Origin of the sequence: Allokutzneria sp. A3M-2-11 16 (genome assembly GCF_024213555.1) — a bacterium.
Taxonomy (GTDB): Bacteria; Actinomycetota; Actinomycetes; order Mycobacteriales; family Pseudonocardiaceae; genus Allokutzneria.
Map to the genome: position 1 here is coordinate 137,587 of NZ_JANAVO010000008.1, position 20,902 is coordinate 158,488.

At 69.6% G+C, this 20,902-nt stretch carries 16 protein-coding genes; 14 read left to right on the forward strand and 2 right to left on the reverse strand.

Annotated features, from left to right (window positions below):
• Window positions 1–22: 22 nt before the first annotated feature.
• Both NLX83_RS30665 and NLX83_RS30670 read right to left on the reverse strand, forming a co-directional pair.
• Entirely contained in the window at window positions 23–1,141 is a 1,119-nt protein-coding gene (locus tag NLX83_RS30665; RefSeq protein ID WP_254238703.1) for an HNH endonuclease signature motif containing protein, read from the reverse strand.
• Window positions 1,142–1,404: 263 nt separating this feature from the next.
• Entirely contained in the window at window positions 1,405–2,262 is an 858-nt protein-coding gene (locus NLX83_RS30670; RefSeq protein ID WP_254238704.1) for a sucrase ferredoxin, read from the reverse strand.
• Window positions 2,263–2,428: 166 nt separating this feature from the next.
• Between NLX83_RS30670 and NLX83_RS30675 the strand changes: the two genes are divergently transcribed.
• From NLX83_RS30675 to NLX83_RS30740, 14 genes are all read left to right on the forward strand, one after another.
• Window positions 2,429–4,381 carry a vWA domain-containing protein gene (locus NLX83_RS30675; protein ID WP_254238705.1) on the forward strand — a complete coding sequence of 651 codons (1,953 nt, stop codon included), beginning with the start codon at window positions 2,429–2,431 and terminating at the stop codon, window positions 4,379–4,381.
• A gap of 172 nt (window positions 4,382–4,553) precedes the next feature.
• Entirely contained in the window at window positions 4,554–6,665 is a 2,112-nt protein-coding gene (locus NLX83_RS30680) for an MMPL family transporter (protein WP_254238796.1), read from the forward strand.
• 46 nt (window positions 6,666–6,711) lie between these two features.
• Complete coding sequence (gene mshC / locus NLX83_RS30685) at window positions 6,712–7,947, forward strand: cysteine--1-D-myo-inosityl 2-amino-2-deoxy-alpha-D-glucopyranoside ligase (protein WP_254238706.1); 1,236 nt, start codon at window positions 6,712–6,714, stop codon at window positions 7,945–7,947.
• A 165-nt stretch (window positions 7,948–8,112) separates the two neighbouring features.
• Complete coding sequence (locus NLX83_RS30690) at window positions 8,113–8,376, forward strand: hypothetical protein (RefSeq protein ID WP_254238707.1); 264 nt, start codon at window positions 8,113–8,115, stop codon at window positions 8,374–8,376.
• Between the two features lie 282 nt (window positions 8,377–8,658).
• Window positions 8,659–9,420, forward strand: a complete 762-nt coding sequence (locus NLX83_RS30695) for an IclR family transcriptional regulator (protein ID WP_254238708.1) — start codon at window positions 8,659–8,661, stop codon at window positions 9,418–9,420.
• 23 nt (window positions 9,421–9,443) lie between these two features.
• Window positions 9,444–10,340: an alpha/beta hydrolase gene (locus tag NLX83_RS30700; RefSeq protein ID WP_254238709.1), complete on the forward strand. Its 897-nt coding sequence runs from the start codon at window positions 9,444–9,446 to the stop codon at window positions 10,338–10,340.
• On the forward strand, window positions 10,340–10,987 hold the full coding sequence (locus NLX83_RS30705; protein WP_254238710.1) for an ABC transporter permease: 648 nt from the start codon (window positions 10,340–10,342) through the stop codon (window positions 10,985–10,987). Before NLX83_RS30700 ends, NLX83_RS30705 begins: the two co-directional genes overlap by 1 nt.
• Entirely contained in the window at window positions 10,980–11,939 is a 960-nt protein-coding gene (locus NLX83_RS30710; RefSeq protein ID WP_254238711.1) for an ABC transporter ATP-binding protein, read from the forward strand. The genes NLX83_RS30705 and NLX83_RS30710 overlap by 8 nt, the downstream gene beginning before the upstream one ends.
• Window positions 11,936–12,685, forward strand: a complete 750-nt coding sequence (locus NLX83_RS30715; RefSeq protein ID WP_254238712.1) for an ABC transporter permease — start codon at window positions 11,936–11,938, stop codon at window positions 12,683–12,685. Before NLX83_RS30710 ends, NLX83_RS30715 begins: the two co-directional genes overlap by 4 nt.
• An 11-nt stretch (window positions 12,686–12,696) precedes the next feature.
• Window positions 12,697–13,662, forward strand: a complete 966-nt coding sequence (locus NLX83_RS30720; RefSeq protein ID WP_254238713.1) for a glycine betaine ABC transporter substrate-binding protein — start codon at window positions 12,697–12,699, stop codon at window positions 13,660–13,662.
• Window positions 13,659–14,462 (forward strand): carbon-nitrogen hydrolase family protein, encoded by an 804-nt coding sequence (locus NLX83_RS30725; RefSeq protein ID WP_254238714.1) that lies wholly within the window; start codon window positions 13,659–13,661, stop codon window positions 14,460–14,462. Before NLX83_RS30720 ends, NLX83_RS30725 begins: the two co-directional genes overlap by 4 nt.
• Before the next feature lie 4 nt (window positions 14,463–14,466).
• The gene (locus tag NLX83_RS30730; RefSeq protein WP_254238715.1) at window positions 14,467–15,291 is read left to right on the forward strand and encodes a DUF6282 family protein; all 825 of its coding nucleotides are present in this window, start codon (window positions 14,467–14,469) and stop codon (window positions 15,289–15,291) included.
• Between the two features lie 13 nt (window positions 15,292–15,304).
• The gene (locus tag NLX83_RS30735; RefSeq protein WP_254238716.1) at window positions 15,305–18,103 is read left to right on the forward strand and encodes an FAD-binding and (Fe-S)-binding domain-containing protein; all 2,799 of its coding nucleotides are present in this window, start codon (window positions 15,305–15,307) and stop codon (window positions 18,101–18,103) included.
• A 403-nt stretch (window positions 18,104–18,506) separates the two neighbouring features.
• Window positions 18,507–20,828 carry an ATP-binding protein gene (locus tag NLX83_RS30740; protein WP_254238717.1) on the forward strand — a complete coding sequence of 774 codons (2,322 nt, stop codon included), beginning with the start codon at window positions 18,507–18,509 and terminating at the stop codon, window positions 20,826–20,828.
• The last annotated feature ends 74 nt before the right edge of the window (window positions 20,829–20,902 follow it).

The window sequence follows — 20,902 nt, forward strand, 5'->3', positions numbered from 1 at the left end:
TGATCCCCCTCGGAGGATCATGTTAGAAGGGCGCGGGTTCTCCGATGGGCTCGATTTCTGATTCGTAGACCGTGCCATCTGGCGTGGTCCACACGTGGCGTCCGTCTTCGAGGTTCTGGCACTGCCAGCTGGTTTCGTGCTTCATCCGGTGGTGCCGCCGACACTTCGGCCGGAGGTTGTCGACTGACGTGTTGCTTCCGTCAAAGGGGCAGCAGTGGTCGAGGTCGCAGCGGTGCACCGGCTGTCGGCATCCGATCATCGTGCAGTGGGGGTAGCGGGCGGCAATCAGTTCCCGCTGCTTCGCGGTGGGCCGGTAGGTGGTGACGTCCTCGGCGATCCCGGTGACCGGGTCGGTCAGGATGCGCTTCCAGATCCCTCCTGCGGCGACATCCCGGGCGATCTTGATCGGCAGCGGCCCGTGCCCTTGCAGGATGGCCGGATCGTCGTCCATGCCGATCAGGGAGCTGATCGCCATGGTGAGGTTCACCGTCACCTGACCCTGCGCGGCACCGGTTTCCTTACCCAACAACAAGTCCAGGGCCACATCGACGCGCTTCTGGTCCAATGTGCGGCCGTCTTTGGGCAGACCGCGTGCGATGGCGTCGATGTGATCGAAGGCCAGGGCGGTGTCGAGGGCGGGCAGGATCAGCCGCAGTGATGCCATGCCGTCGTCAAGGTTGGTCTTCTCCACCCTGCGCTGCTTGCGCTTCTCCTCATGACGGTGTTCGACCGCCTTGGGGTCGAGCCGGTCGATGTAGCGGCGCGCGTACTGGCGAGTGGCGGAGTAGGCGTTCTTCTCCGCATGCGCCAACAGAGCTTCCTCAGCGGTGGCGGCCTGCACCGCCGAGAGACCCTGAAGGAGTTCGACGATCATCAACGCCTTCCCCTCGTCCACGCGGCCTTCGGCCAGCGCCTGCAAGACCACGGGGCGCGCGGTGAGATCGGCGGCTTTGGCCAGGAGTCGTGATGCTTTCTCCTTGGAGATCCGCAACAGTGGCATCAGTAGCTCTTCGGCGTACTCACGTTCAGCGGGCCGGAGCTGAGCGACATACTCCATCAACGCCACCAGAAATGCAACGACCGCTGTGCCGATGCCGGTGAAGGTTGATTTGACTCGCGCGTCAGTAGTATCGAGGATCATGTCCCCATTTTATCGCACAATAATAGTCGATCATGGCTCTAAAGGATGAATTGCCAGGCGCCCGAAAAGCCCGAAACGCAACCCCCACGAAACAGCAGGCCGCGAACGAGAATGGGTCGGCTTTACCTGGGGTGCGCGTGCCATACGCTTGTCGCGAGGGCCGGGGTTTCATCCCGTGCCCCTGTGAGGCCCAAGGGCACGCGCAAGGGGCCCCCAGGTCAAGCCGACCCCACGCTGGTACCGACGCGATCTGAAAGCCCAGCCTAAACCAACCGAACATCAGAAACAGAAAAAGAAAGCCCCTCCACCGCCGCCTTGCCACAACTATTCGGCCAAGCGGGCAACGGCGTAGCGGCAAGCCGCACCACCCACTCCCGCCCATCAACATGCCGAACAGAAACCAAATCCGACGTCGCGGAAACAACCGACAGCGAGTCCGCGCCCACCTCCCGAATAATCCCGCGAACAGCTAGCTCGGCGGCCTGACCCTCCCGACTCCACGTCGCCCGGCCGCGACAGCCTTGAAGCATCATTTCCCCCGCAGCCGTCGCTTTCAGCAGTTCCCGGGTTTGCGGGCCATCGAGCCTTCCGTGCACATAACCAGTCGGCAGGGCGACGACGGCGGGGGCGAAGCGGTGCCCGCCGGTGTGGGTGCTCTCCCAGATCGCCTCGCCGTGTTCGGCGGCGAGTTCCGCGGCGATGGGGCGGCCGAGGAGGGCGCAGCAGCGGTCGCGTTTTCCGTTGGTGCACACCAACAGCAGCGGATCAGTGGTCAGTGTGCCGAAGGGGGTGGTGAAGTCGAGGTCGAGGAGTTCCTCGGGGTCCTCGATGGTGTGCCGCCGCAGCCAGCTCGTGCCCGGGCGCGTGGAGGCGAGGTAGACCCGGCGCGGGCGGGGGTGGTGCAGGTCGGGGTGGCGGCCGGGCCGCCGGATCAGCACGATCCGGATGCCGGTCTCCTTCATGCGGCGCGCGAGCTCGGCGCCGACTCGCCGGTCGAGGTGGCTGTCGACCAGGGCGTCGTTGCCCCACGGGCCCGGCTGTTCGAGGCAGAGCCAGGTGGCCGCGACCGGGGCGGTCCCGGCGAGGGGTTCGGCGGCGGCGAGGACGGCGCAGTTGGTCACTGGCGCTCCTCGGTTCCGGTGAGGGGGCAGGTGAGGCTGTGCATACGCTGCCCATCATCACCCGGTTGGTTCTTGATCGGCACCCCGGGGTTGCCGAACGGCGCAGCCGGGAATGCACGTGGTCCCGCGCTGGTCGGGCGTGGCAGCCTGGGGCAGGGAGGTGGCCATGGCTGAGCCCGGTAGCTACCGGTACGGACCGTGGGAGGGCGGGCGCGACCCGCTCGCGCCGCCGCCGGACCTGCGGGCGGCGCTGGACGAGATCGGGCGCGAGGTGATGGCGGGGACCTCACCGGAGTCCGCGTTGCGCGAGCTGCTGCGGCAGGGCGTGCCGGGTACCCGGGGGCTGGACGAGCTGACGCGGCAGGTGTGGCAGCGACGTGCGGCGTTGCAGCGCAGGCACCGGCTCGACGGGACTTTGCAGGAAGCTCGGCGGCTGCTGGATCGCGCTATGGCCGCGGAGCGCCGCGAGCTGGACTCGGACAGCAGCGAGGACGCCCAGTTCCGGCAGATGCGGCTGGACATGGTGCCGAACAACGTCGGCGGGGCCGTGCGCGAGCTGGCGGACTACGACTGGCGCTCCGCCGATGCGGCCGAGGCTTACCAGGAGATCCAGCAGTTGCTCGGCCAGCAGATGGTGGAGCAGCGGTTCAAGGGCATGACCGAGGCACTGAAGCAGGCGCGGCCGGAGGACGCCGAGCGCGTGCGCGAGATGCTGGCCGACCTCGACGACCTGCTGTCCGCGCACGCGCAGGGGCGCGCCGACACGCAGCAGCGCTTCGAGGAGTTCATGCGCAAGCACGGCGAGTTCTTCCCGGAGAACCCGCGCACCACCGACGAACTCATCGATTCGCTCGCGGCCCGGTCGGCGGCGGCGCAGCGGATGCTGAACTCGATGACCCCGCAGCAGCGCGCCGAACTCGCGGAGCTGTCGCGGCAGGCGTTCGGCGACCCTAGGCTGGCCGAAGCACTGTCCAAAGTGGACGACAAGCTGCGTGCGCTGCGGCCGGGCGAGGACTGGGCGGGGCGCGGCCGGTTCCGCGGTGACCAGCCGATGGGGATGGCCGAGGCGACGGCGGCGTTGCAGGAGCTGGGCGAGCTGGACCAGCTCGCCGAACAGCTGGCGCAGGCGCATCCGGGCGCGCGGCTGGAGGACATCGACGCCGAGCTGCTGGAGCGCCACCTCGGCGAGCAGTCCACTGTGGACGCACGAGCGCTCGCTGACCTGGAACGACAGTTGCGCGCCCAGGGAATGCTGGAGCGCGGTCCGGACGGTGACCTCCGGTTGAGCCCCAAGGCGTTGCGCCGTCTGGGGGAAGACACGTTGCGCGATGTGCTCGGCAAGCTGCGCGGCGTGCGGGGTGAGCGCGATGCCAACCGCGCGGGCGCGGCGGGGGAGCGGACCGGCTCCACGAGGCCGTGGCGCTTCGGTGACACCGAGCCGTGGGACGCGGCGCGCACGGTCGGGAACGCGGTTCTGCGCACGGCGGGAACCGGTGAGGCGCTGTCGATCGACGTCGGCGACGTGGAGATCGCCGAGACGGAGCAGCGTTCGCGGGCCGTGGTGGCGCTGTGCGTCGACACCTCGTGGTCGATGATCCAGGACGGCCGCTGGGTGCCGATGAAGCGGACCGCGCTCGCGCTGCACCACTTGGTGCGCACGCGTTTCCGCACCGACGAGCTGCAACTGATCACCTTCGGCAGGCACGCGATGAGCGTGGATATCGGCGAACTCACCGCCCTGGAAGGAACCTACGAGCAGGGGACGAACCTGCACCACGCGCTGATGCTGGCGGGACGCCACCTTCGGCGGCACCCGGACGCGCATCCGGTGGTACTCGTTGTGACAGACGGCGAGCCGACCGCGCACCTCGAACCCGACGGCGAAGCCGTTTTCGACTACCCGCCGCGGCGCGAGACCATCGCGAAGACCATGGTCGAGGTGGACGCGCTGGCCCGCAGGGGCGTGGGCATCACGGTGTTCATGCTGGGCGAGAACCCCAGGTTGGCGGCTTTCGTCGACACCGTGGCGCGGCGGACCGGCGGCCGGGTGCTCGCACCGACGACGGACGGGCTCGGCGCCGCGGTGGTCGCGGACTACCTGCGCAACCGGCGGGGATGACCGACTGTCCAACTAGGACAACTCGAAAGATCGCTGTGTCGTTGCGCAGAACAGTTGATCACACGGCATGATGAGGGTCCGGAGGAGATCGGCGACACCGGAGGGGAGGACTTCCCCAGTGGAGGTCGAACAGCGGCGAAGACCGCGGTGGCGGTGGGTGCTGCCAACGCTGATGGTGCTGGCGTGGCTGGTTTTCGGGGGGTTCAGCAGCCAGTTCCAGAGCCGCCTCGCCGAGGTGCAGAAGAACGACAACGCCTCCTTCCTGCCCGCGAGCGCGGAGTCCACCGAGGCGACGAACCTGCAGGCGACGTTCTCCGACAAGCGCGTGCTGCCCGCGGTGCTGGTCTTCGAGCGCCCGACCGGGCTGACCATGACCGACCAGAACGCGTTGCAGGAGCGACTGGTCCAGCTCGGCGCGCTGCCCGGCGTGAACGGCCAGATCACCCCGCCCGACCTGGCCAAGGACGGCAAGGCGGTGCAGGCCGTGGCCGCGCTGGACGCCCAGGACGGGGCGAAGCTGGCCAGGACCATCGCCGAGCTGCGCGAGGTGATCGGCAAGAACCTGCCCGCCGGGCTCAACGCCTACATCACCGGCCCGGCCGGTCTGCTCGGCGACCTCGCCGACATCTTCAAGGGCATCGACGAGCTCCTGCTCGGGGTGACCGCCGCGGTGGTCGCGCTGATCCTCGTCGTGGTCTACCGCAGCCCCCTGCTGCCGATCCTGGTGCTGGCCTCCGCCGGGCTCGCGCTGGCCAGCTCCACGTTCGTGGTCTACGAGCTGGCCGCGAACGAGGTCCTCACGCTCTCCGGCTCCAGCCAGGGCATCCTGTTCATCCTGGTCTTCGGTGCCGCCACCGACTACGCCCTGCTGCTGGTCGCGCGCTACCGCGAGGAGCTGCGCAGGCACGCGTCGCCCTACGTGGCGATGGGCAGGGCCTACCGGGCGTCCTTCGAACCGATCCTGGCCTCGGCGGGCACGGTCGTGCTCGGCCTGATGTGCCTGCTGCTCTCCGAGCTGAACTCCAACCGCGGCCTCGGCCCGGTCGCGGCCACCGGCATCGTGATGTCGCTGCTGGCCTCCCTGACCTTCCTGCCCGCCGTGCTGGTGATCTTCGGCCGGGTGGCGTTCTGGCCGTTCCGGCCGATGGCGGTGACCGGCAAGCACGCCAAGGTGCCCAGCGACGTCGAGCAGCACGGCTCCTGGGCCAGGGTGGCCGCGGGCGTGGGCAACCGGCCCCGGCTGACCTGGATGCTCACCGCGCTGGTGCTGCTCGGCGGGGCCGCGCTGCTGCCGCAGTTCAAGTCGGCGGGCACCTCGCAGACCGACCTGTTCCTCACCAAGGTCGAGTCGGTCACCGGCCAGGAGGCGCTGTCGGCGCACTTCCCGGGCGGTATCGGCAGCCCGGCGGCGATCATCGCCAACGCCCAGGCCGCGCCCGCGGTGATGGCGGCGGCCAGGGTGCCCGGCATCGCCGACGTCACGCTCGGGTTCGACCTGCCGCCCGGTGCCCCGCCGCCCGCGGACGTGAGCCAGCTCAAGCCCAAGGTCGTCAACGGCAAGGTGCAGATCTTCGCCACCTTCGCCGCGCCCGCGGACTCGCCGGAGTCGGTCGCGACGGTGCGCACGCTGCGCGAGGCGGTGCACAGGGTGCCCGGCGCGGAGGCCAAGGTCGGCGGCTTCACGGCGCTGCAGTACGACGTGCAGGAGGCGTCCTCGCGGGACCGGTGGGTGATCATCCCGGCGGTGCTCGTGGTGATCGTCCTCGTGCTCGCGCTGCTGCTGCGTTCGTTGCTGGCGCCGTTGCTGCTGACCGCGACGGTGGTGCTGTCCTTCGCCGCCACCCTCGGCGTCAGCGGGCTGATCTTCGAGCACCTGCTGGGCTGGGGCGGCGCCGATCCGAGCGTGCCGCTGTTCGCCTTCGTGTTCCTGGTCGCGCTCGGCATCGACTACAACATCTTCCTGATGACGCGTGTCCGCGAGGAGACGGTCAAGCACGGCACGGTCACCGGCACGCTGCGCGGGCTCACCGTGACCGGCGGCGTGATCACCTCCGCCGGGGTGGTGCTCGCGGCTACCTTCGCGGCGCTGGCCGTGCTGCCGCTGCTGTTCCTGGCGCAGCTGGCGTTCCTGGTGGCCTTCGGTGTGCTGCTGGACACGCTGGTGGTGCGCTCGCTGCTGGTGCCCGCGCTGACCATCCACATCGGCCGGTCGGTGTGGTGGCCGGGGCGGCTGTGGCGGGCCGAACCACCTCGGCGGCGGGATGACGACGAGCCAGGTGGTTAATGAGCCAGGTGGTTAATGAGCCAGGTAACTGTCTAGGGTCGTAACCATGCAACCCTGGTCATCCGTCCCGGTCCCGCGCGTGCCCGGCACGCCCCGCCCGCTTCGGCTCTACGACACCGCATCCGCCGAGGTCAGGCCGACCTCGCCGGGTCAGGTGGCCAAGCTCTACGTCTGCGGGATCACCCCCTACGACGCCACGCACCTCGGGCACGCGTCGACCTACCTGGCCTTCGACCTGGTGCACCGGATCTGGCTGGACAACGGCCACGAGGTGCACTACGTGCAGAACGTCACCGACATCGACGACCCGCTGCTGGAGCGGGCGCGGCGGGACAACCAGGACTGGGTCGTGCTCGGGCTGCGCGAGACCGCGCTGTTCCGGGAGGACATGGAGGCGCTGCGGGTGGTGCCGCCGCGCGAGTACGTCGGCGCGGTCGCGGCCATCCCGGAGATCATCGAGGCGGTCGGCAAGCTGCTCGCCTCCGGTGCCGCCTACCGGATCGACGACGAGCACCCGGACGTCTACTTCGACCACGCCGCCACCGGGCGCTTCGGCTACGAGTCCGGCTACGACGAGCCGACGATGCTGAAGTACTTCGCCGAGCGCGGCGGGGACCCGGACCGGCCGGGCAAGCGGCACCCGCTGGACGCGCTGCTGTGGCGCGCGGCCCGGGACGGGGAGCCCTCGTGGGACGGCGAGCTGGGTCCTGGCCGCCCCGGCTGGCACATCGAGTGCACGGCGATCGCGGTCAACCGCCTCGGCGCCACGGTGGACGTGCAGGGCGGCGGCTCGGACCTGATCTTCCCGCACCACGAGTTCAGCGCCGCGCACGCGGAGCAGCTGACCGGCCAGGCGCCGTTCGCCCGGCACTACAGCCACAGCGGCATGATCGGCCTGGACGGCGAGAAGATGTCGAAGTCCAAGGGGAACCTGGTCTTCGTGTCCAAGCTGCGGGCCGACGAGGTCGACTCGATGGCGGTGCGCCTGGCGCTGCTGGCCGACCACTACCGCTCGGACCGGTCGTGGACCGCCGCGCTGCTGGCCTCGGCGGAGAACCGGCTCGGGCGGTGGCGCGAGGCCGTGTCGCTGCCTGCCGGGCCGTCCGCGGAGTCCCTTGTGGAGCGGCTGCGCGATCACCTCGGCGACGACCTTGACACCCCGCGCGCGCTCGCGGCGGTGGACGGCTGGGCGGCGGAGGCGCTGACCCGGCGCGGCACGGACGCGGGTGCCCCGGCGCTCGTCCGGGACGCCGTCGACGCGCTGCTCGGCATCGCGCTCTGACCCCGCCGCGGCGCCCGTCGTTTTCTCCTGCGACGGGCGCCGTTGGTGCGTCTGGGTTGCGCGCAGCAACGATCTTGTTACGAGACGCTTGCCACGCAACCGCTCCGAGGAAGTCCACGTCTTACTGGTGATCACTTGATGGGGACTTCAGGGGGAGGACACACGATGAGCGCTCCGGTTCACGCTTACCGGTACGGCCCCACCGCGCGCGTCCCGCAGCGCCGCAGGCGGGCCGCGCAGGCCCAGCGCGCGGCGCTCCGCGCCCGTCCCACCCACATCACGCACCCGGCGGAGAGCTGCTACTGCCCGGAGTGCTACCGCCCCACCAGCGCGGGCGACGTGCTGTTCGGCATCGTCGGCGGACTGCTGCTGGCCGGGCTCATCGTCGGCTCGGGTTGGCTGTTCGGCTTCTACAACCTGTTCGCGTAGCCCGGTTCGGGCGTCTTCAAGTACCACCGACCCCCGCTCCAACTGTCGTTAACCGCTACTGACCCCGCCGAGGGTTGGGGGCGGTTTGCGACGGTTTTGGGCGGGGTTCGTTGTACTTGAAGACGGGGGAACCACTGCGCGGTGGGCGTGGAGTGTTCGAGTGGGCAGTTTGTGCGGGGCAGGTTTTGTAGCGGGGAATGGCTGAGCGTACAAGGAAAAGCGGGTTGCATTTATTGCAACGCGGCGTTGCTCTGACGCGTCCGGGCGCACACGATGCACGGCATGTCCGAAGGAGCGCGTTCCACCGCCGCCCGGTTGCTGGCGGCGTTGGAGGCGATCAGCAACTCCCGGGACGGGCTGACCGTCGCGGAGTTCGCCCGCGCGCTCGGGCGGGACAAGTCGATCGCGTCGCGCCAGCTGCGGCCGCTGGTGGACCTCGGCGTGCTGGAGCGCGGTCCCGACGGCAGGCACCGGCTCGGCTGGCGGCTGTTCACCCTCGCGGCGCGGGCGGGTGACCAGCGCCTGCTGTTGCTGGCGCCGCCGGTGATGCGCAGGCTCTCCGACCTCTCCGGGGAGCGCGTGCACCTCAGCGTGCTGCACGGCCGGGAAGTGCTCACGATCCTCTCGGAGAGCTCGCGCCAGATGATCGAGGCGGTCGACTGGGTCGGCCGCACCGCGCCGGTGCACTGCACCTCCTCGGGCCGGGTGCTGCTGTTCGACCACCGCGACGACGACGTCCGCTGCCTGCTCGGCGACGAGCGGCTGGCCGTCCGGTCCTCGGCCGCCCCGGCGACCGCCGAGGACTTCCTGCGCCGCCTCTGCGAGGCGCGCAAGCTCGGATACGCGTTGGTGGACGGGGAGTTCGACGTCGACCTCGTCGCGGCCGCGGCCCCGGTGCGCGACTTCAGCGGCCGCATCGTGGCCTCGATCAACGTCTCCGCGCCCGCCTACCGGCTCAAAGAACGCCTCTGGCACACCGGGCGGCAGGTCGCTTCCGCCGCCGCTCACCTCTCCAAGGCCATTTCCTCGCAAGCCGACCACTGAGCAGAAACGTTCGGAGCATCGCCATGCCGAGTATTCCCCTGCCCTTTTTCAGCAGCGGGCTGCGCATCGACGCGGACCTGCACCTGCCGGACGACGACGGGGCGGGCGCGCCCTACCCGGTCGTCGTGCCCGCGAGCGGCTACCAGGGGCTGAAGGTCATCCACCCGGAGCGCTTCGCGAGGGCGTTGGCGCCCAGGGGTTACGCGGTCCTCGCCTTCGACTACCGCGGGTTCGGCTACAGCGACGGCGAACGCGGCCGGCTCGTCCCGCAGGAGTGGGCCGAGGACGTCCGCGCCGCGGTGGACCGCGTCAGCTCGCACCCGATGCTGGACGCGAACCGGATCGCGCTGCTCGGCTGGGGGCTCGGCGGCGGCGTCGTGATCGCCGAGGCCGCCGACGATCCCCGCGTGCGGGCCGTGGTGTCCTGCAACGGGATCGCAGATGGGTACCGTTCGACGAAGGCCATGCACGACGCCACGTCCTGGGACGGCCTGGTGGACCGGATCGAGGCGGATCGGTCGGTCCGCTCACGGACGGGGCGCTCCGAGATCACCTCGCCCTGGGACATCGTCCGGCTCGACCTGGACGGCGCCACCGATGGCTACGTCGACGAACAGCTCTACCAGGCACCGGGTTTCGGTTCCGGGGTGTCGCTGGAGTCGGCCGACTACCTGCTCCGGTTCCGCCCGGCCGAGGTGGTCGACCGGATCGCGCCGCGCCCGCTGCTGATCGTGCACGGCGACCGCAACGGACTGCACCGGCCGGAGGAGGCGCAGGACCTGTTCGCCAGGGCCGGTGCGGGCAAGCGGCTGGAGCTGCTGCCGGGGCAGGGGCACACCGAGTGGATGTTCGACGACCACCCGACCTTCAAGTCCGTTGTGGACCTCATCGAGGAGTTCTTCCGGGCTGGACTCGGCTGATGCCCTTCCACGAGTACGTCCTGCGCAACGCGCACCGGATCATGTTCCTTGCGGCACAACACGTTCAGCTGGTGTTGCTGAGCGTCGCGGTCGCCACGGCGATCGGCGTGGGCCTCGCACTGGCCACCGAACGCGCGCCCCGCCTGAGGTCCTGGCTGTTGTCCACCACCGGTGTCCTGCTCACGATGCCGTCCTTCGCGCTGTTCGGCCTGCTCGTGCCAGTGCTCGGGCTCGGGCTGGGGCCCGCCGTGGTGGCGCTGACGGTGTACGCGATCTTCCCGATCCTGCGCAACACCGTGACCGGGCTGGAGACCGTGACGCCCGCGGTCGTCGACGCGGCCAAGGGGATGGGCATGCGCTCCGGGCAGCGGCTGCGCATGGTCCGGCTTCCCCTGGCGTGGCCGGTGATCCTCAACGGCATCCGGGTCTCCACGATCATGCTGGTGGCCATCGCGGCGATCGGCGCGGCCGTGCGCGGCCCCGGCCTCGGAGAGCTGATCTTCCGCGGTCTCGCCCGGATCGGCGGGGCCAACGCGCTCAACGAGGCGCTGAGCGGGGTGCTCGGCATCGTCGTCGTCGCGCTCCTGCTCGACCTGTCCTTCGTCCTCATCGGACGCCTGACCACCCCGCGAGGTCTCCATGTCTGACGTCATGATCCGGCTGGACGAAGTGCACAAGCGCTACGACGGGCAGGCGGGCGATGCCGTCGCCCCGCTGTCGATGGAGATCCGCGAGGGCGAGTTCGTCGTGTTCGTCGGCCCCTCCGGCTGCGGCAAGACCACCACGCTGCGGATGATCAACCGGATGGTCGAGCCCAGCGGCGGGCGGATCTGGATCGACGGCAGGGACGTCACCGACGTCGACCCGGACGAGCTGCGCAAGCACATCGGTTACGTGATCCAGCAGGTCGGCCTGATCCCGCACCTCACCGTCGCCGCGAACGTCGGCCTGGTGCCGAAACTGCTCGGCTGGCAACGGGATCGGATCGAGGCCAGGACCGCCGAGCTGCTGGACCTGGTCGGTCTCGACCCGGCCGCGTTCGGCGGGCGCTACCCCAAGCAGCTCTCCGGCGGCCAGCAGCAGCGGGTCGGGGTGGCCCGCGCCCTCGCGGCCGACCCGCCGGTGATGCTCATGGACGAGCCCTTCGGCGCGATCGACCCGATCACCCGGGCCCGGTTGCAGGAGGAGTTCCTCGCCCTGCAACGGAGAATTCGCAAGACGATCGTGTTCGTCACGCACGACGTCGACGAGGCGCTGCGGCTCGGCGACCGGGTCGCGGTGTTCGGTGAGGGCTCCCGACTGGTGCAGTTCGACACCCCGCTGGGCATCCTCACCAACCCCGCCGACGACTACGTGCGCGACTTCCTCGGCTCGGGGGCCGCGGTGCGCCGCCTCGGCCTGCTCAACGTCGGTGATCTGCGGAAGCCCGAACCTGCCGACCGTCTGCCGTTGCGGGTTTCCAGTGGCGACTCCGTGCACTCGGTGCTGGAGCGCATGCTGCGCGACGGCGCCGACCGCGTGATCATCGAGGGAGAGTCCACAGAGGACGATCGCGAGCTGACCCTGCGGGAGCTGCTGATGGCGGGAAGCGCCCGGTGAGCACCAGGGACGAGGTCGCGAACGCCACCGGGGAGGCGAAGAGCTGGGTGCTGCCGGTGATCGCGGCAGCGCTCGTCGTCATCGTGTTCGCCTCCATCAACGCCCGCGAGCTGGACTCGATCGAGGCGCGGCTGCTCTCCGGAGAGGAGATCCTCGCGCGGGTCGGTGAACACCTCCGGCTCGTCGCGATCTCCACTGTCGCCGTCATCCTCCTCGCGGTCCCGCTCGGCGTGCTGCTGAGCAGACCCGGCATGCGGCTGCTCGGAGCGCCCGTGCTGGCCGTGGCCAACGCGGGGCAGGCGATCCCGTCGATCGGAATCCTCGTGCTGCTCGCCATCCTGTTCGGCGTCGGCATCTGGATGGCGGTCATCTCGCTCGTGCTGTACGCGCTGCTTCCCGTGCTGCGCAACACGATGGTCGGCCTCAAACAGGTGGACCGGGCGCTCATCGACGCGGGGCGCGGCATGGGGATGAGCGCGCGCCAGGTCCTGGTGACGATCGAACTGCCACTGGCGGTTCCCGTGATGCTCGCGGGCATCCGGGTCGCCCTGATCCTCAACGTCGGCGTCGCCACCCTCGCGACCTACACCAACGCGGGCGGGCTGGGCTCGCTCATCGAGAGCGGCATCGTCTTCAACCGCATGCCCGTCGTGCTGGCGGGCAGCATCCTCACCGTGGCGCTCGCCCTGTCCGTCGACTGGCTCGCCGGGGTGTGCGAACGCGGCCTCCGCCCACGCGGAATCTGAGAGGAACCCTTATGCGTCAACGACTTCGGCTGTCGATCGTGGTCGTGCTGGCCGCGTCGGTGCTCAGCGGCTGCGTCCTCGGCCAGGCTCCCGGCAGCGTCGCCCACCCTGGCTCCCTCGCCGAGCGGGGTTCCCTGGCGGGGGCGAGTATCACCGTGGGCTCGAAGGAGTTCACCGAGCAGCTCGTGCTGTGCGAGATCACCGCCAAGGCGCTGGAATCCGTTGGTGCCAAGGTGACACGGTCCTGCGGCATGTCGGGGACGGGCAGCGTGCGCTCCGCATTGCTCAGCGGTGACATCGACATGTACTGGGAGTACACCGGAACCGGCTGGGTGACCCATCTCGGGAAGACGACGCCGATCGCCGACCCGCGTGCGCAGTTCGAAGCCGTCGCACGCGGTGACCTCGAAGCCAACGGTGTGCGGTGGCTCGATCCCGCGCCCGCCAACAACACCTACGCCATCGCCGTGAGCAAGGAGAAGGCGGCGGAGCTGAGGGTGCGGACCATTAGCGACTACGCGGCGCTCGCCAGGGCCGACCCGGCCAAGGTGTCCTTCTGTGCCGCGGCGGAGTTCTTCGGCCGGGACGACGGGTGGCCCGGATTGGAGCGCAGCTACGGTTTCGTACTGCCCAGGGCGCAGAAAGCCGAACTCGCGCTGGGAGCCGTGCCGAACTCCATCGACACCGCCAACCCTTGCACTTTCGGCGAGGTTTTCGCCACGGACGGCCGGATCGAAGCGCTCGGGCTCACCGTGCTCGACGACGACAAGAAGCACTTCACCCCGTTCAACCCGTCGCTGACCGTCCGCCGTCAGGTCGCTGAGAAGCACCCGGCGTTGGCCGCGATCATGGCGCCGATCACCCAGGCTGTCGACGACGCGACCATGCGCAAGCTCAACGCGGGTGTGGACGTCGAGGGGCTGACGGAGGAAGAGGTGGCCCACGACTGGTTGGTGCGGAAGGGTTTCATCCGATGACAGGGTTCCGCGTCGCGCTGCTCCAGACCGATCCCGTGCTCGGGATGGTCGAGCACAACGTGGCCGAGCTGCACGCGGGCCTGCGCCGAGTGCCGGATGTCGATCTCGCCGTTGCGGCCGAACTCGCCGTCCACGGCTACCACATCGACTCGAATCCCTTGTCCGCCAAAGAGCTTGTCGATCTCGGCGAGCACGGACCCGCTGTCGTTGTCGGGTTCGCTGAGGCCAGTGAAGGCGGTCAGCCCTACAACAGCGCGGCCGTCATCGATCGCACCGACGTGGTCGTGCAGCGCAAGCTTTACCTCGTGCAGTACCGGGGCTGGCGCGAGCGCGACCAGTTCCGGCCGGGCGATCGCCTTGACTGCCACGAGGTTCGCGGCGCCAAGATCGCCGTGCTGGTCTGCAACGACCTGTGGCAGCCCGCGTTGCCCTGGCTGGCCGCGCACTCCGGCGCGGAGGTCCTGGTCGTGATCGCCAACAGCATGCACAGCGATGCTTCCCCGCCCGCGCAACGGGTCTGGGATGTGTTGATCACCCATGCGGCCGTTGCCCTCCAGTCCTACGTGGTGTTCGTCAACCGCTGTGGAACGGAGCTCGGACAGAGCTTCTGGGGTGGTTCGCGGGTGGTCGGGCCGGACGGTGAGGTGATCGCCGAGCTCGGTGCCGAGCCGGGGATCGCAGTGGCCGAGATCGACCTGGAAGGGCTCCGGGAGCTTCGCCGGGAATGGCCGCTGCTGAGGGATTCCGGCTTCGACCTGATCGCGACGGAGACCGCGCGTCGCGTCACCGTGGTCGGGTGATCGCGTGTTCGACTGCCATGTGCACGCGGCCCCCGATGTGCTCGACCGCATCGGCGAAGACGTCGATGTCCTTGACCACTACTGGAAATCCGAGTTTGACGGCTTCGTGCTCAAGGGGCACTACGAGTCCACGGTGGGCCGTGCGCGGGCGCTGGCCAGGATGTCCGGGATGAACGTCGTCGGCGGTGTCACGCTCAACCAGGCGGCAGGAGGGATCAACCCCGCGAGCGCGGCCGCTGCGCTGATCGCTGGTGGACGAGTGGTGTGGATGCCGACTGCCGACGCGCACACGCAGGAGACCGCTGGGCTGCCCCGGTTGTGCGATCGCGAGGACCGTCTCGAAAGGACAGTGTTCGCGGTGCCGCCTGTGGAGCCCGCTGCGGCTACTGCGGCAGAACAGGTTCTCGCGCTCATCGCTGATCACGACGCGGTTCTGGCCACCGGTCACCTCAGCGGCGCGGAGTGCGCGTGGCTGCTGGATCGGGCGAAGTACTACGGTATTCGGCGCGTTCTGCTCACCCACCCGTCCTACACGGTTCCCGGTCTCAATCCCGCACAGGTCAGGGAGCTGGCCGATGCCGGGGGCTTCGTCGAGATCACGGCGTACCAACTGCTGCATCAGCCCGGCTGTTCGGCCGAGATGCTTGCCGAGGTGGCGCGTGCGGCCGGGTCACGGCTGGTGTTGTCCTCCGATGCGGGCCAGCCGGACTCGCCTCCGCCGCCGGAGGCGCTTGGCCAACTCATCGACGCGCTCGCGCGTGCGGGAGTCGACCGGCGGACGCTCGCGGAGGCTGCTTCGACCGTGCCCGCCGAGCTGTTTCTCAACTGAGGCAGGAGAATTCGTGTCCACGGACTCGTTCGTCCGCACACTGCGGGCTGAGCTCGCGGGTGACGTGCTCGACGACGACGGCACCCGCGCCGCGTATGCCTGCGATGCCTCCAACCATCGCGTTCTTCCGCGCTGTGTGGTGCTGCCGCGGGATACCGAGGACGTTGTTCGTGTTGTCCAGCGTTGTGCCGAGGCTGGTGTTCCTCTGACATCGCGCGGCGCGGGCACCAACATCGCGGGCAACGCAATCGGTCCCGGCGTGGTGATGGACTTCAGCCGCCATTTGCGTGCGGTGCAACGGATCGATCCTGATGCGCGCACCGCGGTCGTCCAGCCCGGCGTTGTGCTCGACGACCTGCGGCGGCAGGCGGCCGTGCACGGGCTGACGTTCGGTGTCGATCCCTCTACGCACAGCCGATGCACGCTCGGCGGGATGATCGGTACCAATGCGTGCGGCTCGCACTCCGTGGCGTGGGGGACCACTGCGGACAACGTCGAGTCGCTGGACGTGGTGCTGGCCGATGGGACTTCGCTGACAATGTCCTCTGCTGGGCCTCTGGCGGAGCGCTTGACGGCGCTGAGGGATTCGTCGTTGGCGTTGATCCGTACCGAACTCGGTCGTTTTCCGCGGCAGATCTCGGGCTACGGCTTGCAGTACTTGTTGCCGGAGAAGGGATTTGACCTCGCTCGCGCCGTGGTCGGCAGCGAAGGTACATGTGCTGTCGTCACCAGTGCCACGGTCGGGCTTGTGGTGCCGCCGAAGGCGCGTGTGCTTGTCACTGTGGGCTTTCCCGATGCCGTAGCGGCTGCGGCTGCGGCACCACGCCTGGCTGGCATGGGGACTTTGACGGTCGAAGGCATGGACGACGAGCTTGTGCGTGCCTTCGACAGCCGCCCGCGCCCTGGCGGTCGACCGGCGTTGCCGCCAGGGCGAGCATGGCTGCTGGTCGAGGTCGGCGGTGACGACCTCGACGAGGCGATGGATCGGGCCCGGCAGGTTTCCGACGTCGCGGGCGGAGCGACAACCGTCGTCACGGATGTGTCGGATCAGGCGGCGTTCTGGCGTATCCGGGAGCAGGGCGCGGGCCTGGCCACGCGCACGGCGGACGGGCGGGAGACCTGGCCGGGTTGGGAGGATTCGGCTGTCCCACCCGAACACCTGGCCGCTTACCTCGGCGATTTCCGTGAGCTGCTGGGGCGATACGGCCGAGCTGGAGTTGTGTACGGGCACTTCGGCGAGGGATGCGTGCACGTCCGCATCGACCACGACCTGCTCAGTCCTTCGGGTCGGGCCGACTATCGTTCGTTCCAGACCGACGCCGCGGATCTCGTTGTGGCACATGAAGGTTCGCTCTCCGGAGAGCACGGGGACGGCCGGGCCCGATCGGAGTTGCTGGCGCGGATGTACAGCGCGCCAATGCTGTCCGCGTTCGCCGCCTTCAAGCACGCGTTCGACCCCTCGGGGCTCTTCAATCCCGGTGTGCTCGTCGATCCCGCTCCGCTCGACGCGGATCTCCGTGTCGCGTTGAGCCGCCCGCACACCATTGATCTGGGCTTCGCCTACGAGAGCGATGGTGGCGATCTCGGCAAGGCGCTGCGCCGATGTGTGGGGGTCGGCGCGTGTCGTCGCACCGAGGGAGGCGGGATGTGCCCGTCCTTCCGCGCAACCCGCGACGAGCGGCACAGCACCCGTGGGCGTGCGCGCATCCTTTTCGAGATGCTGAACGGGCACATCGAGTCCGGGTGGAAGTCCGCCGATGTCGCCGAAGCGCTCGATATGTGCTTGGGCTGCAAGGCATGTAGGTCGGAGTGCCCCGTCACCGTCGACATGGCGACGTACAAGGCGGAGTTCCTGCACCAGCACCATCGCGGCCGAATCCGCCCCGCCAGCCACTACAGCATGGGGTGGCTTCCGTTGTGGCTCGCCGCCGGTCGGCTGATGCCTCGCGTCGCGAACGCTTTGCTGGCTTTGCCGGGCCTCAAGTGGTTGGGAGGCATCGACAAGCAGCGCGCGCTGCCCAGGCTGTCGACGCTGCGGTTGCGCCCATGGCTGCGTCGGCGTACGGCGTCGCGTGACGGGGAGGAGATCGTGCTGTGGATCGATTCCTTCACGTCGTCGTTCTCTCCGGAGGTCGTGATCGACGCGATCGCCGTGCTGGAGGCAGCCGGTTATCGCGTGCGGCCCTCCGCGCCCGGGTTGTGCTGTGGTCTCACGTGGATCTCCACCGGGCAGCTCGGTGTCGCGAAGCGGGTTCTGCGAAGGACTGTCCGCAAGCTCGATGGTCTTTCGGACGCTCGCCCGATCGTCGCTCTGGAGCCCAGTTGTGCCGTGGCCCTGCGTGCGGATCTGCCCGAACTCGTTGCGGGGCAAGGGGCTCGGCGCGTGGCTTCCCGCATCCGCACCCTGGCCGAGATGGTGCGCGGCCTGCCGTTCGCTGAACAGGAACCGATCACTGCCGTCACGCAGTTCCACTGCCACCAACGAGCCGTGCTCGGCACCGAGGCCGATCGCGAAGTGCTCTCGCGGGCCGGGGTGTCGCTCGACAGCGTGGAGGAGGGGTGTTGCGGCCTGGCAGGGAACTTCGGCTTCGAGAAGGGGCACTTCGAGGTGTCGAAGACGTGCGCTGAGCAGTCCTTCCTGCCGCACCTCGGAAACTCGGAGCTGGTCCTCGCGGACGGCTTCTCGTGCCGCTTGCAGATCGAGCAGTTCGGGGACCGGCGACCGCTGCACCTCGCCCAGCTCCTGCGCCGACGCCTCGCCGAGGTTCCGCAGTCTTCAAGTACCACCAACCCGGCCCCTGGAAGTCGCTAACCACGGCAAACCCCGGCCGCTGCTCGGGGGTTGGTAGCGGTTAGCGACGTTTTTCGGTGGGGTGGGGGGTACTTGAAGACTGCGGAACCCCAGGCTGTGTGGTTCTGCGGTGGGGTTCTGCTGCGGGGTTCCGGTGGTTGTCTGGGACAGGGGTGGCCGATGCGGGAATATCGGCCACCCCTGTCGCCCCCCAGTGCCACCGGCTCACGCCGATGAGCTCTCGGCCGCGGTGCGGGACACCCCCTGCGCCCCGTCCCCTCGTCCGCGACCGGCTCCACCAGCTTCCAGCGTGGCCGGAGTGCGTGCCAAGCCGTGGCGCTAAACTGGGACAGCGGGATAAAAAGGTGCCTCTGGCCTGCGATAACACCGTTCTTGGGGACGCCGGGGAGACGGAGGGACACGGGTGGATTCGCGGGCGTGGGCCGTGCGGCTGGCCGAGCGGTTCAGCGAGCTGAAGCAGCGGTCCGGGCGCAGCTACGACGTGCTGGCGAAGCGGGCCGGGATCAGCCGTTCGGTGCTGCACCGCTACTGCTCCGGCGCGGCCGTGCCCACGGAGTTCGGCTTCGCCGAGCGCTTCGCCAAGGTCTGCGGCGCCGACCGGGACGAGCTGATCGAGCTGCACCGGATGTGGGTGCGGGCCAGCGGGGAGATCCCGGCGGACCCGGAACCGGTTCTCGCCCAGCCGCAGTTCGACGTGCCGCGCGTGGTCGAGGACTTCACCGGGCGCGAGACCGAGCTGAAGCGGCTGCTGGCCGCGCTGCCGGGGGAGTCCGCGCCGCTGGGCGGGTTGGTGATCAGCGCGCTGGACGGGATGGGCGGCATCGGCAAGACCACCCTGGCCGTGCTCGCGGCGCACCGGATGCGCGAGCGTTTCCCCGACGGGCACCTGTTCATCGACCTGCACGCGCACACCGAGGGACAGCAGCCGCTGAGCGCGGGTGCCGCTCTGGACCGGTTGCTGCGCGCGGTCGGCACGCCCGGCGAAGCCATCCCCGAGGACATCGACGAGCGGGCCGGGGCCTGGCGGGCGGCGATGGCGGGCCGCCGGGCGCTCGTGGTGCTGGACAACGCGATCGACTCCGCGCAGGTCCGGCCGCTGCTGCCGGGCAGCCCCACGTGCTTCGTGCTGATCACAAGCCGGCGCAGGCTGCTCGACCTCGAAGGCGTGCGCACGCTGACGCTGGACGTCCTCACGCCGGAGGAGGCCACGGCGCTGTTCACCACGGTCGCCGCGGTGCCGGACGGGGACCCCGTGCGCGAGGCGGTGCGACTGTGCGGATACCTGCCGCTGGCCATCCGGATCGCCGCGGCGCGTCTGCGCAGCCGTCCATCGTGGACAGTAGAACACCTGGTGCGGCGCCTGGGGAACGAGCACCGCAGGCTGGCCGAACTCCAGGTCGGTGACCGCAGCGTCGCCGCGACCTTTTCCTTGTCCTACAAGCTGCTCACGACCGAGCAGCAGTGGATGTTCCAGCTGCTGGGCCTCGCTCCCGGCGACGACATCGACGTGCTCCGGGCGGCGGCGCTCGCGCGGGTTCCCGACACGGTGGCGGAGGACCTGCTGGAATCGTTGGTCGACGCGCACCTGTTGCAGCAGCCCGCGCCCGGCCGCTACCAGTTCCACGACCTGGTCCGCGCGTACGCGGCCGACCGCGCCCGCGAGGAGATCCCCGTGGCAGAACGGGAACAGGCGCTCCGGCGGATGTTCGAGTTCTGCGTGCAGGGCGCCGTGCGCGCCGAGCGGCTGTTCAACCCGAACCGCTTGCCGTTGGCGCTGCCCGAGCCCAACGAGGAGGCCGGGCCATATCCGTTCGCGACTCCGGAAGAGGCTCTGGAGTGGTGTGAGACCGAGCGGGTCAACCTGGTCGCCTCAGCGCGCACGGCCGCCGCGGAGAACGTGCACCCCTACTCCTGGCAGCTGGCGTGGTCGCTCGGCGGTTACCTGTACCTGCGCAGCCACTGGTCCGACTCGATCGCGGTCTACGAGGCCGCGCTGGCCGCGACCTGGCGCAGCGGGGACCGCCTCGCGCAGAGCAGGATGAACTACGCGCTCGGCATCGTGTGGCGGCAGCTCGGCCGGTTCGACGAGTCCATCGCCGCCTGCGACCTCGCGCTGGCGGTGCAGCGCGCCGAAGGGATGGCGGCAGAGGAGGCGATGGCCCTCATCGGGCTCGCCGACGCCTACGCGGGCCTCGGGCGGATGGACGAGGCGATCGAGTGCAACCGGCGCGCCCTCGGTGCCTTCCGCGCGGAGGGCTACCCGTGGGGCGAGGCGCTCGCGTTGCTCGGGCTCGGTGACGCGACCCTGGCGCGCGGCGAGCTGACCGACGCCTCCGCGTACCTGAACCAGGCGATCCTGCTGGCGCACGCCCTGCACGACATCTACGCGGAGGGCCGGGCCGGTGGCAGGCTGACCGAAGTGTTGCTGCGCCAGGGAAACCCCGCTGAAGCCGTCTCGCGCGGACGGGGTTTCCTCGCGCTGCTCGAAGAGGTCGGTGATCCGTGGGAGACCGCGAACGTGCTGTTCCACCTGGGACAGGCGTACGCGGCGCTCGGCGACACCGAGGCGGCGCAGAGGCACCTGCGCGGTGCCGAGGAGATCTTCGGGGAGCTGGGCGATTCGACCACCCGGGCCGTGCGGGAGTCGCTGCTGACGCTGGGCAAGACCCCACCACAACCCCGGAACCCGGCAGAGGCGTGCCGCCCCCACGACGCCAGTTCCTGATCCCACACACATGCCCCGAACGACCCGTTCGGGGCGTTGAGCGCCCTGAACGGGTCGTTCAGGGAATCTAACGC

What these genes read in the sequence shown, in the direction of transcription:
- NLX83_RS30665 (WP_254238703.1), bottom strand. Translation starts at nt 1,141, where the DNA reads ATGATCCTCGATACTACTGACGCGCGAGTCAAATCAACCTTCACCGGC.
- NLX83_RS30675 (WP_254238705.1), top strand. Translation starts at nt 2,429, where the DNA reads ATGGCTGAGCCCGGTAGCTACCGGTACGGACCGTGGGAGGGCGGGCGC.
- NLX83_RS30680 (WP_254238796.1), top strand. Translation starts at nt 4,554, where the DNA reads ATGGTGCTGGCGTGGCTGGTTTTCGGGGGGTTCAGCAGCCAGTTCCAG.
- mshC (WP_254238706.1), top strand. Translation starts at nt 6,712, where the DNA reads ATGCAACCCTGGTCATCCGTCCCGGTCCCGCGCGTGCCCGGCACGCCC.
- NLX83_RS30690 (WP_254238707.1), top strand. Translation starts at nt 8,113, where the DNA reads ATGAGCGCTCCGGTTCACGCTTACCGGTACGGCCCCACCGCGCGCGTC.
- NLX83_RS30695 (WP_254238708.1), top strand. Translation starts at nt 8,659, where the DNA reads ATGTCCGAAGGAGCGCGTTCCACCGCCGCCCGGTTGCTGGCGGCGTTG.
- NLX83_RS30700 (WP_254238709.1), top strand. Translation starts at nt 9,444, where the DNA reads ATGCCGAGTATTCCCCTGCCCTTTTTCAGCAGCGGGCTGCGCATCGAC.
- NLX83_RS30705 (WP_254238710.1), top strand. Translation starts at nt 10,340, where the DNA reads ATGCCCTTCCACGAGTACGTCCTGCGCAACGCGCACCGGATCATGTTC.
- NLX83_RS30710 (WP_254238711.1), top strand. Translation starts at nt 10,980, where the DNA reads ATGTCTGACGTCATGATCCGGCTGGACGAAGTGCACAAGCGCTACGAC.
- NLX83_RS30720 (WP_254238713.1), top strand. Translation starts at nt 12,697, where the DNA reads ATGCGTCAACGACTTCGGCTGTCGATCGTGGTCGTGCTGGCCGCGTCG.
- NLX83_RS30725 (WP_254238714.1), top strand. Translation starts at nt 13,659, where the DNA reads ATGACAGGGTTCCGCGTCGCGCTGCTCCAGACCGATCCCGTGCTCGGG.